Annotated in this window: 6 protein-coding genes; 3 read left to right on the top strand and 3 right to left on the bottom strand. The window is 47.4% G+C overall.

What is annotated here, in order from left to right; genetic code table 11:
- Positions 1-108 precede the first annotated feature (108 nt).
- On the top strand, positions 109-4,554 hold the full coding sequence (locus ACSR9A_RS07635; protein WP_473756495.1) for an S-layer homology domain-containing protein: 4,446 nt from the start codon (positions 109-111) through the stop codon (positions 4,552-4,554).
- 313 nt (positions 4,555-4,867) lie between these two features.
- Here ACSR9A_RS07635 and ACSR9A_RS07630 read toward each other — a convergent pair whose 3' ends face one another.
- Positions 4,868-5,560, bottom strand: coding sequence for a response regulator transcription factor (locus ACSR9A_RS07630; RefSeq protein WP_341281143.1), 693 nt, complete (start codon positions 5,558-5,560; stop codon positions 4,868-4,870).
- A 19-nt stretch (positions 5,561-5,579) separates the two neighbouring features.
- Entirely contained in the window at positions 5,580-7,718 is a 2,139-nt protein-coding gene (locus ACSR9A_RS07625) for an ATP-binding protein (protein ID WP_473756494.1), read from the bottom strand.
- Positions 7,719-8,212: 494 nt separating this feature from the next.
- On the opposite strand from ACSR9A_RS07625, the gene ACSR9A_RS07620 reads away from it, so the two are divergent.
- Positions 8,213-12,589 carry an S-layer homology domain-containing protein gene (locus tag ACSR9A_RS07620; RefSeq protein ID WP_473756492.1) on the top strand — a complete coding sequence of 1,459 codons (4,377 nt, stop codon included), beginning with the start codon at positions 8,213-8,215 and terminating at the stop codon, positions 12,587-12,589.
- Positions 12,590-12,746: 157 nt separating this feature from the next.
- On the opposite strand, the gene ACSR9A_RS07615 is transcribed toward ACSR9A_RS07620, so the two are convergent.
- A complete protein-coding gene (locus tag ACSR9A_RS07615; RefSeq protein WP_473756491.1) occupies positions 12,747-13,355 on the bottom strand; it encodes a transglutaminase-like domain-containing protein in 609 nt (202 codons plus the stop codon).
- Between the two features lie 329 nt (positions 13,356-13,684).
- Between ACSR9A_RS07615 and ACSR9A_RS07610 the strand changes: the two genes are divergently transcribed.
- Positions 13,685-13,810, top strand: coding sequence for a hypothetical protein (locus ACSR9A_RS07610; protein ID WP_473756490.1), 126 nt, complete (start codon positions 13,685-13,687; stop codon positions 13,808-13,810).
- The last annotated feature ends 7 nt before the right edge of the window (positions 13,811-13,817 follow it).

Below are 13,817 nucleotides of genomic sequence, written 5' to 3'. Positions count from 1 at the left end.
TTTTTTCTACAATATTTGCGAAACACTAACTTTGGTTAGTGTTTTTTTGTATGGCTTGGGACCTATACTTAGGTCCGAATTCAATAGTGGTATGGAGGAGAAAACGACATGAGTACAAGATTTCGAGCAAGTAAGAAAGTAACGTCTATCATCTTAGCGATGTTGATAGTACTAGGCGGATGGAACGGGCTGTTCGTTAGAGGGAATCAGGTATCTGCTGCGTCAGGTGTAGAATTTGCAGGAGGAACGGGTACGAGCAATGAGCCTTATCTCATTGAAACGGCTGCTGAGCTCGATGAGGTCAGAAATCATTTGGGATCCGGGATATATTTTGAGCTGATCGCGGATATCGATTTAAGCGGTTTTGCGGGAGGAGAAGGCTGGGCGCCGATTGGCAATCCATTTAGAGGGAGCTTTAACGGCAAAGGGTATAAAATTACTAATCTTACGATTAATCGACCACAAAGTAATCGTGTTGGGCTTTTCGGAGAAACCTCTGCTTTAAGTTCAATTGTTAATATCGGGCTGGAAGATATCGATGTTGTGGGTAATGCTAATGTAGGAGGCTTGGTTGGGTCCAGCTTTGGAGCAATCAGGGGAAGCTTCACGACCGGCAAGATAAGCGGAGGTTCATCTGTAGGAGGCTTGGTAGGGTTCGCTTCTGGATCAATCAGCAGTAGCTACAGCAATGCGAGTGTGAATGCGGCGCATAGAAACGCAGGCGGCTTGACAGGGATTAATCAATGGGAGATCCACAATAGTTACGCCACAGGAAAGGTAGGGGCTGAAAGCTCTCCTACAGGAGGCTTGGCCGGTGCTTTGAATCCAGGAGCATCAGTCTCCAATAGCTTCTACGACAGCGACACGACGGGGCAAAGTGATACGGGGAAAGGAACAGGTAAAACAACTTTAGAGATGAAGACGCTAAGTACGTATGTAAATTGGCCGGGCTTTAACGATTATTGGGGAATCGATCCGGATGTGAATGAAGGCTATCCCTATTTGAAAGCTTTCTACCGTTTTGTGAACTACGACGGTAACGGTAACATGGGAGGAAGCGTGCCGATTGACAACAACGTATATTCTAATGATGCAATGGTTACCGTGAGTGGAGATATAGATCCTTCAGATCCTTTAGTCAAAACCGACTATGTCTTCGTGGGATGGAATACGTTAGCGGACGGCAGCGGTACCAGCTATGTGTCAGAAGACACATTTTCGATAACCAAGAATACAACCCTGTATGCGCATTGGCTGAGCACCAAAGCTACTTTGACATCCGGGTTTGGAACGGTGAGCACGGGCGGGACAGCGACGGAGACCATTACGAGCATTCCGGGCGATGTGACGTTAGACGAGTTGAAGGCAGCGATCACGCCGGCAACGAATGCTACGTTCGAGATTTATGATGCTGATGGAACCACGGTAGCGACGACGTTGGCATCGGGCAATAAGGTCATTGTTACGGCTCAGGATGGAGCAACGAAGATTACGTATACGGTGACGATGAATGCTATAGATGTCATTGCGACTGCAGCGATTAGCGGGGTACCTGCGCCAGTCGCGGGCGAAGTGCCAGTTCGGGAGACAACTACAGATGAATATACCGCATCAATCGCTTGGTCTCCTGAGGCTGCTCCCCGATTTGCAGAGGGAGAGACCTACACGGCAACTCTGACGATCACGCCCAAGAGGGGGCATGTGTTGACGGGAGTGCCTTCGGATTTCTTCACGTTAGCGGGGGCAACAATCGTAACGAATTCAGCCGATTCCGGAGTGGTAACAGCGACATTCCCGGCAACGGGTACGGTATTTGCCGGTGGTTCGGGAACAACAGAGGATCCTTATCTCATTGCAACCGCGGCCGAGCTTAATCAGGTCAGGTATTTCTTAAACGCGAGTTTTAAGCTGACAGCGGATATCGATTTGAGCGGATATGCGGCCGGTGAAGGCTGGATGCCAATTGGTAATTGGGATTATGGTAATGGATTTGCAGGAAACTTCGACGGCAGCGGTTATACGATTGCGAATTTAAAGATTAGTAGGACTTATTCTTACGATCCTCTAGGGCTATTCGGATTTATATACCATGGGATGGTCAGCAATGTCATTCTGGAAAATATCGATGTAAGCAGTGGAGAGGTTGTTGGTGGACTAGCTGGAGTGAACAGCGGAACGATCACGAACAGTGGAGTCATCACAGGAAGCGTCAACGGGTACTTTGCAGGCGGATTGGTAGGCTCTAATGAAAGCAGCATTACCAATAGCTTCTTTGCGGGAAGTCTGAGCGGAGCGGCGACATATGCTGGCGGATTGGTCGGCGTGAACTATAGCACGATTAGAAATAGCTTTGCTACCGGAAGCATTAGCGGTCAACATCGGACAGCAGGCGGATTGGTAGGAGGCAATGAAGGATCTATCTCTGACAGCTACTTCAATGGAAGCGTGAATGGGAAGAATTCCGCAGGCGGATTAGTTGGCGGAAACTGGTCTCCTATCGTCAACAGCTATGCAACGGGTGCCGTAACAGGTGACGGAAGCTTAGGTGGCTTAGTAGGAAACAATAGTGGGGCTAACAATAGCTTTTTCGATAGCGAAACAACAGGACAAACGAGTTCGGGGACAGGTGGCGGTACGGGGCTAACGACAGCGGCGATGATGCTGCAAAGCAGCTATGAAGGTTGGGATTTCGAGCAAACATGGGCAATCGATTCCTCGCTTAACGAGGGGTATCCTTACTTGCGGAGCTCTCAGCTCCATCATGTCACCTATAACGGAAACGGTGAAACCGATGGAGACTTGCCGAGTGCCGAAACCGCGTATTTGCGTGGAACAACGGTTAGCGTTGTCGGAAACACCGGCAATTTGGTCAAGACAGGTTTTACGTTCGCGGGATGGAATACGCTAGCGGACGGAACCGGCAAGAGCTACTCGGCTTCAGACAGCTTTACGATTACGACGAATAAGACGTTATTTGCTAGATGGATTAATACCACCGCAACGTTAACCTCTACAATCGGAACGGTTAGCACGGGCGGAACATTGCACGAGACGATTACGAACATTCCGAGCACAACGACGTTAGAGGCGCTAAAGGCAGCGATTACGCCAGCAGCGGGTGCGACGGTTAAGGTCTACGAAGCAGATGGGACAACAGCAGCATCAACTTTGGCAACAGGCTATAAGGTCATCGTTACAGCACAGGATGGAGTCACACAGGTTACGTATACGGTAACGTTAGTGAAAACGGTGGCGACGCTAACTTCGACAATCGGCACCGTAAGTGCAACGGGCACAGGAAATGAAACGATAACAGCCATTCCATCCGGTATAACTTTGGCAGCGCTGAAAGCAGCAATCACGCCAGCAGCGGATGCGACGTTTGAAGTGTACCAAGCAGACGGAATAACGGTAGCTACAGTATTAGCGACAGGTAATAAAGTCATCGTCACTGCTGAGGATGGCGTAACGCAGGTTACGTATACGGTGACGGTAAATGAAGCAACTGCTCCACCCAATAATGGAAGCAATAGCGGAAGTGTTGTTCCAGCTCCAGCTAAAGTGACGTCAAAAGATGGGAACCTAACGCTTCCAATAGGATCAATTGGCGAGGTAAGCTTGGAAGAGCGGTTCACGATTACCGTTCCTACAGGCGCAGTCAATCAGGAACTGAAATTAACGATTACGAAATGGCTAGATACGAAAAATGTGTTAGTCCATAAAGAGGTTCTTGCAAGCTCGGTATATGAAGTATTGAAAAACATTCCAGGTAATTTCATCCAGCCTGTAACGCTCACCTTTGCTTTCGATGCGAGCAATGTGAAGAGCGGCCAAGGGGTTGCGATCTTCTATTTCGATGAAGGGAAGAAAGAATGGGTAGAAGTGAAAGGCAGCAAGACAATCGGAAATGTGGTTTCAGTAGAGGTTAATCACTTTACGAAATTTGCGGTTCTTGTTGTAGACCAATCGACAGGGCTTCCCGTATCAGAGGGAACAACGCCTGCTGAACTTAGTGATATCGCAGGACACTGGGCTGAAGCAAGTATCAAGCAAGCAGTAAAAGATGGTGTTGTTAATGGCTATGTGGACGGAACGTTTAAGCCAGGTAAAACGGTAACCCGTGCAGAATTCACAGTTATGCTGATGAAAGCATTGAACGCTCAGGAAGAAGGAGCGGAGCTGACCTTCACAGATAAAGCGGATATTGGGGCTTGGGCACAGGCTGCGGTAGCACAAGCTGTGCGAGCTGGCATTATTAGCGGTTATAAGGAAGGTACCTTCCAGCCGAATGCAAATATCACGCGCGCAGAGATGGCAACGATGATTGGGAAGGCATTTGAGCTGCCACTGGACCCGAATGCAGTCACCTCTTTCTCAGATGATCAATTGATTCCGGTCTGGGCAAAAAGCGCAGTAGCCGCTCTGAAAGAACGCGGCGTAGTGAAAGGAACAGGGGCGAACACGTTTAATCCCCGTGCACAAACAACAAGAGCTGAAGCGGTTGTTATGCTTTTGAATATGTTGAATCTAGAAAGTGAAAAAAGCAGTCAATAAGTACATGATTGTTGTAAAAATAGAGAATTATCTCCCAAGAAACGAAGATAATCCGGCGTAGCCGATATTTAAAAGACGCTCGGGAGATGCCGCCCTGAGCGTCTTATTTTTAGAATTTGAAATGAACAGTTTCACTGCCCCGTGTGGATTGCACAATTCTTAGTTCAGATCCGTAACTGGATTTAGGATGGACTTGGGAAAAAGAGGATCAGTTATATGCTCCCGCATTCAGAAAAATGTCGTGAGGAGCTGAAAGGTTATAGCTTTGCGCCAGACGATATTAGTCGTGTACACGACCAACCTTATCCCTATGTTAACGCTTACTGGCAACCAGCATATATCCGGCCCCGCGAATTGTAATGATTCTCTCAGGATTGACAGGATCAGCCTCGATTTTTTTGCGTAAATTACTGATGTGTACAGCGACCGTTCTCGTATCCTCCAGGCTCTCCATTCCCCAGATGAGCTGAAACAATGCATCGGCACTGACGACACGATTCACGTTTTGTGCCATATAGGACAGTAGATTGAACTCTTTTTTTGATAAAAAGATGGGTTCACTACCCAGGTTGACGGACTGTGCGTAGAAATCGAGCGTCAAACCCGGTAGCTCCAGCTGTTGTTCCCTTCTGCCCTTCGATACTCTGCGAAGGTGAGCCTTGATTTTGGCCATGAGTACGCCTGGGCTAAACGGCTTGGTCACATAATCGTCGCCCCCATCGGATAATGCGCTGATTTTCACCTCGTCTTCCTCACGACTGCTCAGAAATACGATCGGTGCATCCGTGTAGCTACGGGCGTTTCTGCACCAATCAATGCCATTTTCATTAGCCAGTAGTACATCCAGTACAATCAAATCCGGCTCGAAAGACGCAAGCAGCTCCATAGCTTCTGTCCCGTTATGACTGTAGGCGGATGTGAAGCCCTCTCTCTCACAATACACCTGAACTATTTCGCAAATATGGGGATCATCATCGACGATCATAATTTTGTACGTATCCTTCATGCCATCACCTTCCTGCTTCTCAAAAATACAGAGGCAGCGATACATAGAATATCGACCCCGTCTTGCCATCGCTCTCCGCTCGAACCGCCCCGCCATGCGCTTGTACGATTTCCCTGCAAATCGCCAGCCCGAGGCCGCTTCCCTCTATGCCATTTTCCATGCCTGATCGATCATATCTGTAATTGCGATTGAAGATTTGCTCAAGCTGCTCCGGAGGAATACCCGTACCAGAGTCTTGTACGCTAATAATCGCACAGCGGTTATCCTTCAGCTCGTCCAAGGCAAGTGCAAGACGCACCACCCCGCCGCTAGTGGTGAACTTCATCGCGTTCGACACTAGATTAAACAAAGCCTGCTCTAATCTTTGTTCATCCATCTCGACAACAGGCATGTCGGGTCGTTGGTCTTCTATATTTCCGATATCCAGTATGAAATCCAGCCCTGCGTCACGCACAACCAGCTCATACTGTTCAAAAAAACCACGCAAGAAGTGAATCGCATGAACCGGTTCCATTCGATACGCTATTTGCCCCGTCTCCAGATGTGACAAGAAGGACAACTCCTCGATCATGCGATTAATCCTAATCGTGTTGTCCTGAATATACTTCAGGTACTGTTCATTGCGCTCCGGCTTAACCATGTCCTTCACAGCCTCGACATAACCAAGCATGCTGGACAGCGGCATGCGCAAATCATGTGTAATGTAGGCAAGCAGCTTCTTCCTCCCTTGCTCAGAGTGGAGTAACCGCTCATATGACGTGCGGAGATCTTCGTGAGCTGCGGATAAAGCATGTGTGCGCTCCATCACGATCCGCTCCAAATTGGTATTCATTTCAGACAGCTTGTTATTCGCTTCCAGCAGCTCGCGTGCTATCTTCTCTTCGTTCGTTGCCGCCCTCGTAAATCTTGAAGAAAGCAGAATCATCTGTGCGATCGTAAATACCAACAGACCAAACGGAGATGTATTTCCGATGGGCGACCATTCGCTGTAATATAAAAAATCGTTGATAACCGTAACGAGAGTAACCACCGACACGAGCAGGAAGATCAGCGCTCCCTCCAGACGCCGCAAAGCCGCGTAGGCAAGCCCGATCATCAAATACGCCATCTGCAGTACAACGATTACACCAATCACCAGTAACAATTTGGAATAGATTAGCGCAGGGGTCATCACAACAATTAGGCAGAGCGCGCCAGTTGCGATATGGGTGCAAAGACGAAACCATCGCGACACATAATTCGGGAAAATGCATTCAAAATACATGGTGATGATATAACCACTGATGCAAAGAATTAAATACTCAATCTTGAACTGCAATTCCCAGGGAAAATGAGGAAGCAATTGTGTAATCATAATCTCGCCGTTGAGCAAGGAGCGGATGCCGAACAACACGGTGAACAGACCAAAGTACAACGGCGCCCTATCCTTGCGTCGCAGCACGAACAACAGCAGATTATACAAGCCAATCACCAGCAGGCCTGCCGTTATGAACATATCTGTGGCAACCTTCAGCTTTGTCCTGACCGTTAACTCATCACTGCCGCCCAGCTCTATATACGTGGTGATGCCGCCTCGCTTATGATGGAAGTTCGATACTTGCATAACCAGCTCTACCTTATCGTTTTTGGGCTGGAAGAACACCAGCTTCGTTGCCAGATGGGGTGTCATGTCACTTTTGTCCTGACCAACCACACCGACTTCTGCTAGCAGCTCACCATTAACCCATAATTTATACGCATGAAAAATAGAAGGTAGCCGCAGAGCAAGCCTTTCGTTCCTATCCTGATCGCTAAGCTCAATGACCAGCCGAAATGTGGCAAAGCCTTTTCCTTGCAGCTCTTGACCATTGAGCGGGTAGCCTAGCCAGGAGCCGGGGATGTTGATGTATCGATCAGCCTGTCCCTCTTTTTCGATGCGGCTTCGTATATCCTCAGGCGAAAGCAGCTCTTGCCAGTAGAACGCCCATTCCCCTTGCAGCCTTAGCAGATTCTTACTGACATGATCCTGCGTTAAATCTAGAATGCCTTCTTCGCTTTGAATCCGAGGGGAACCCGGTGCAGACGAGATGAGATAGCTTGCGACCAAACCAGCAACTACGGAAATAACAGCTAAATGAAGCAAGATAGTACGAGTACCAAATCGGAGAATATCCCTCATGATGAAGTCGACCCCAATCTACAAGTTGCGCTATAAATAAGTTGATTATTTTAATGATAGCATGATTGGCCTATTTTATCTCAAATGCGAGTTTAAAGTTTTCTTTAGGTTTCATTAAAGACCCCTCCTCTAATCTTCTATCAAAATTACGAGGTTACAGGTTGGACAGCAGTAGATGGAGGTCCAGTGATAGATAATCTTTACATTCGTTCACTCCCAATACCTGCACAGAACGTAACCTATGGAATGATTCTTGGTGACTACTCTGCTGATGGTGGCGGTGGCGGTTTCTCAGGCTGGCCATTATGATGAATATTTAAAAGCTCAGCGAAGTCACTAGGGAAATAAATTTTCTTGCATCATTATAAAAAGCCGCAAAGCCTTGGTGCTGTGCGGTTTTTGCGTTTTTGCGTAAAATTCCATCATTATTCTTTTATTAGGCTGTAATAAGCTTATTTATGAACGTCTAAGGGATAATGGAGGGGAGAAAAGCAATGCGTAGACCGGGAGCGAAATGGTTGGTCGTGCTGGTGACGGCGGTCATGTTATGGAATGCCATAATTGGAGGGGGCTTCGGAAGTGGCAAAGCCTTCGCGGCGAATGAATTTTCTGGTAATGGCACATCGAGCAGTCCGTATCTTATTGGAACGGCCGATCAGCTTAACGAAATCAGGGGTTCTTATCTGAATAAGGATCTTTTTTTCAAGCTGACAAAAAATATTGATTTCAGCACCAGCAGCTATAAGGATAACTGGACGCCGATTGGAGATAGATCGAATACACCTTTTCGGGGGAATTTCGATGGCAACGGATTTGTGATTTCTGGGCTGACTATCGATAAGCAGAGTAATAATCTGGGATTGTTCGGTAATACCAGCGTAGAGAGTGTTATTCATAATATAAAGCTGGAAGATGTGAATATTACCGGTTTGAATTCGGTAGGCGGTCTGGTTGGCGCTAATAAAGGTAAAATCACAAACAGCTATGTAAAAGGTCAAGTAAATGGAGACGATCATACGGGCGGTTTAGTTGGTTACAATGGTGTCACGCTTTTTAATGCGAATGCGATTATTGACCATAGCTTTGCTGTTGTGGATGTGTTTGGAGCGTATGGAACAGGCGGTCTTACGGGTGGGAATACGGGAACAATCACATATAGCTACGCCACGGGGGACGTGAAAGGCGATTATGCAGTAGGGGGCTTGGCAGGTGAAAATGATGGATCAATTAGTTACAGCTACGCCACCGGGGAAATGTTGGATGGACAAAGTATAGGCGGATTAGTGGGCAGCAATACTGGAGCAATTGACAGCAGTTTTGCCATGGGACGGGTGAACGGAACGTATTATACGGGTGGTTTAACAGGCTACAATTATGGAACGATCAGCAAGAGCTATTCCACTGGGGATGTATACGGAGAACAGCATGTAGGAGGCTTGGTCAGCAACCTTGAATTAGCCGGATCCATCAGTGACAGCTTCGCCACAGGTAATGTAAGCGGATCATATTTTGTGGGCGGTTTGATAGGATATGATTACGCCAATAGTACAGGGTCGTATAGCAACAGCTACGCCAGCGGGAATGTGAGCGGAATTGCTGATGTAGGAAATTTGAGCAGCAGGGACTTGGGGAATAATGTGGGCAGTCTCTACCTGGACGCAAGTATGAAAGGACCTGTTGCCGGGTGGGATTTTGTAAACCTATGGGCGGTAGATCCGCTGCGTAATAACGGCTATCCTTATTTGCAGGATTCTTTGTTTCAACTGCAATATGACGGGAACGGAAACAACGGCGGGGCTGTTCCAAGCGACGCCAACTCGTATTTTCCGGGTGAAACGGCCAGTGTTTATGCGGGAGCAATTAACCTAACGAGGACGGGATATACGTTCAGCGGCTGGAACACACAGCCAAACGGGTACGGCAATAGCTATAGCGGCTCTTTGCAGATTATGCCTTATACGACCTTATATGCACAATGGGCTGCACAAAGCTCCGCGGCTACATTGACTTCCGGTATCGGAGTCGTCAGCCAGGGCGGAACGGCAAACGAAACGATAACAAACATCCCATACGGAACCTCATTAGCTGTTTTAAAGGAAGAGATCACACCAGCACCTAATGCGACTTTTGAAATTTACGATGCAGACGGAACGACTGTGGCGACGACCCTGGCTTCTGGCAATAAGGTCATTGTAACCGCGGCGGATGGTTTGACGAGGGTTATCTATACCGTGACCGTCATTGCCAGCAGTGAAAAGGATATTACAGCCTTCAGCTTCGCTGAACAGACCGAAGCAGCAACGATTAATCAGGCTGCCCAGACAGTAGTGGTAGAGGTGGCGGGCGGCACTGATGTGACTAGTTTGAAAGCCGCATTCACGTTATCTGCTGGAGCGACGGCTTCGGTTGGCTCTATTGTTCAGGTAAGCGGGACGACGGCCAATGACTTTACAAATGCGGTCATCTATGAGGTGAAGGCAGAGGACGGCAGCACGCAAAATTGGACAGTCACCGTGACGAAGAGCAGCGAGAAAGAGATCATGGCATTTTCAGTAATTGGGGTTACACAAACGAAAGCGGCAGTTATTAATACGACTGACTATACCGTAGATGTTGAGGTCGCCTACGGAACGAGCCTGACTAGCTTGTCTAATTTGAAGGCAACGTTCTCCTTGTCTTCTGGAGCGACAGCGAAAATCGGCAGTGTCGTTCAAGTGAGTGGTTCTACTGCCAATGATATGAGAACTCCTGTCACATATGTCGTAACAGCGGCAGATGGCAGTTCTCAGGAATGGCTCGTTAATGTCTACATTGAAGCGAGCAATGCAAAAGACATTACGGCGTTCAGTTTTACTTCGCAAACCAAGCCGGCAACGATTAATGCAGCTGCCCACACGGTAGACATTGAAGTGAAAAACGGCACGAATGTGGCTAATTTGGTCGCCACTTTCTCGTTAACTTTATCATCCAGCGCCAGGGTTAATGGCGTATCTCAAAGAAGTGGCATAACATCTAACAATTTCACGAATCCCGTTACTTATGTAGTGCAGGCGGAAAATGGAACTAGGCAAAATTGGGTCGTTACGGTGACCGTTGCGCCGCCGAGCAGTGAAAAGGATATTACAGCGTTCAGCTTTGCGGAGCAAAGCAGAGCAGCAACGATCAGTGCTGCCGCGCAAACGGTTGAGATTGAAGTGAAGAATGGTACTAATCTGAATGGTCTAAAAGCGAGCTTCACATTATCCGCAGGAGCCGCGGCTAAAGTCAGCAATGCAACACAAGTGAGTGGTACGACGACGAATGATTTCACGACCCCGTTGACTTATGTCGTGACTGCGGAGGATGGCAGCACCAAGAACTGGACAGTAACGGTGACTGTCGCGGCGAGCAGCGAGAAAGACTTTGTATCGTTTAGCATGGCAGAGCAGACCGGAGCAGCGACGATTAATGCGACAATGCACACGATTGCGGTTCAAGTGGCGTATGGAACGGATTTGGATGGCCTTGTAGCAACCTTTGCGTTATCACCGGGAGCATCGGCAATGGTTGGCTCGGTAAATCAAGTGAGCAGTACGACCGCGAATGATTTTACGAATGTAGTGACCTATATAGTGGAAGCGGCTGATGGAAGCACGCAGAACTGGACCGTTACGGTAAGCGTCGCGACGGCTGCTGCGAGCAGCGCGAATGATATCACGTCATTCAGCCTAGCAGAGCAAACGGGAGCAGCGATGATTAATGCGACAGCCCACATGATTGCAATTGAAGTGGCGAACGGCACGGACGTGAGCAAGCTGGTAGCTACGTTTACGTTGTCTGCCGACGCATCAGCCAAGGTCGTTACGGTAGATCAGGTGAGTGGCACAACCAATAATGACTTCTCTGCTCCGGTCGTGTACATGGTGACTGCGGAGGATGGCAGCACACAGGACTGGACCGTTACGGTAAACGTTGCGAAGAGCAATGTGGCTACGCTAACGTCTGTGATAGGGATCGTAAGCTCGAGAGGTACGGTTAACGAAACCATTACGAGCATTCCATACGGTACAATGTTAACCGCATTCAAGGCGGCGATCACGCCAGCACCGAATGCAACTTTCAATGTATACGATTCTGACGGTAATACCCCGGCTACCGTATTAGCAACAGGTAAGAAAGTCATTGTTACTGCAGAGGACGGGATCACAAAGGTGACATATACCGTAACCGTGAATGCTGCTCCTGGCGGTAACGGGTCGACGCCTCCAAGCACAACTCCATCTGACGGTGGATCCGCTGGCAATCCTTCTGATAATGGATCTGAAGAGAATCCCTCTACAAATCCACAACCGACGATTGTTTTCAGCGACATTAGCGGGCACTGGGCTGAGGAAGCCATTAAGCAAGCTGTACAAAATGGAATTATTACCGGTTATCCGGATGGTACTTTCAAACCGAACCACACTGTGACGCGCGCTGAATTCGTGGTCATGCTGATGAACACGATGAAGCCAATGACAGTGGGAGTGGAGCTAAACTTCACCGATACGGAAAATATTGGGACATGGGCACGGGAAGCCGTCGCGCAAGCCGTGCAAGAAGGTATTATTAAAGGGTATGAAGATGGCTCGTTCCGACCGAACGCGGAAATAACGCGTGCGGAGATGGTCGATATGATTTCCAATGCGCTTAAGCTTCCGACCGAATCGGGAGCAACGGGCTTCGCGGATGACAAGGATATTCCTGAATGGGTGAGAGGCGCAATAGTCGCGATAAAGAATCTTGGCATCGTTCAAGGTATGGGCAATAACCGATTCAATTCGAATGGGAATGCGACGAGAGCGGAGGCAGTAACCGTTCTGATCAACATGTTGGCTCGGCAGAATCAGTAAGATAAGAGAGAGACTGTAGATTGGATAAGACTTATAGTTGATTCATATTGGCATCTATAAGAAATGAATGGAATGTTTTAATGTTGATGCTTGATCAAAAATATGACCGCCATTAGGTTTAGGTGGTCATATTTTTGTTGCTGTATAGAAGCTACTCCTACAAGCTTGATGGTAAACCATGCAGATACATAATAGTACAATCTGTATTTTGAATTAATGAGTTGATTGTTTTTATGTTTGGTGCCATGTAAATGACAGGATAATCTATTTCACCGTATTCCTCGCGTATAGGAAAAGCCAATTTCTCTTCTTCTAATGAAAACTGAGCGTTCACCCCCGATTTATTCCCACGTGCATCTAATCGAATCCATTTTCCAATTGACCTAAGATAAACAGCATTTAACGCATGGATAACGTGCCCCGTATCAGGGGTATCTCCCAAAGTTAGACGTTGGTAACAGAACCCGGCTGGTACTCCTTGGCACCTTAATAATGCACACAAAAGGTTCGATTTTGCATAACAAATTCCTTCTTTGAAGAAAAGGACTTCAGATGCTCTGCACGTAACGCGAGAGCTTTGAATATCCACTGAATGAGAGATGTGATCACGAACAAATTCAAAGGCCGATTTAACATAATCCATTTCATTTGATGATTGATTATATAATTCCGCCGCTAAAGCTTTGATCGAAAAATGACCAAAATCAACCTCTGTAGTTTCTTCTAAATAATCATCCAGGTTACTGGACTCGCATGTAAATGTCATTCTGTTTCCCCTCACATATTTATTTGCATTGTAATTTCATAATTATGCATTATATCGAATTTTTATTCAACATAAGTTTTGGTTTGAATTTAGGTAAATAGAAAAAAGACGACTTCCGAACACAGAAGTCGTCTTTTTCCATGTCGCACCCCGTAAATTCGGGAAACGGTCAATCCGTTTCAAATTGTAAATCGTCCATTTTCCGTAATTGCGCATTCTTTTCGGTTATTGAACATTGATGATAGGGGGCGATTTCGATAAATTGATGGAGTGACGGAACGGATGGTTCATGAGTTTCGAAAATTCAAGACGTGTAGGTGTAGATGTAGATGGAGGCAGCGAGCCGCAAGCCATCCTCGCCATCCATTATTGCTCTAATTAGTGAAAGCGATTACGAAGTTGAAAAGATCATTCAAACGGTTCACCGAATAACGTTTCGGGGGTTGGCGTTTTAGGGAGGGC

The organism is Paenibacillus sp. R-74696, from assembly GCF_055814915.1.
Note: the sequence above shows the minus strand (reverse complement) of the source record. Positions and strands in the feature narration are given on the sequence as shown.

Excerpts from the sequence above, each read along its gene's own strand:
- ACSR9A_RS07635 (WP_473756495.1), top strand. The coding sequence starts at position 109 with ATGAGTACAAGATTTCGAGCAAGTAAGAAAGTAACGTCTATCATCTTA.
- ACSR9A_RS07630 (WP_341281143.1), bottom strand. The coding sequence starts at position 5,560 with ATGAAGGATACGTACAAAATTATGATCGTCGATGATGATCCCCATATT.
- ACSR9A_RS07625 (WP_473756494.1), bottom strand. The coding sequence starts at position 7,718 with ATGAGGGATATTCTCCGATTTGGTACTCGTACTATCTTGCTTCATTTA.
- ACSR9A_RS07620 (WP_473756492.1), top strand. The coding sequence starts at position 8,213 with ATGCGTAGACCGGGAGCGAAATGGTTGGTCGTGCTGGTGACGGCGGTC.
- ACSR9A_RS07615 (WP_473756491.1), bottom strand. The coding sequence starts at position 13,355 with ATGACATTTACATGCGAGTCCAGTAACCTGGATGATTATTTAGAAGAA.
- ACSR9A_RS07610 (WP_473756490.1), top strand. The coding sequence starts at position 13,685 with ATGGAGGCAGCGAGCCGCAAGCCATCCTCGCCATCCATTATTGCTCTA.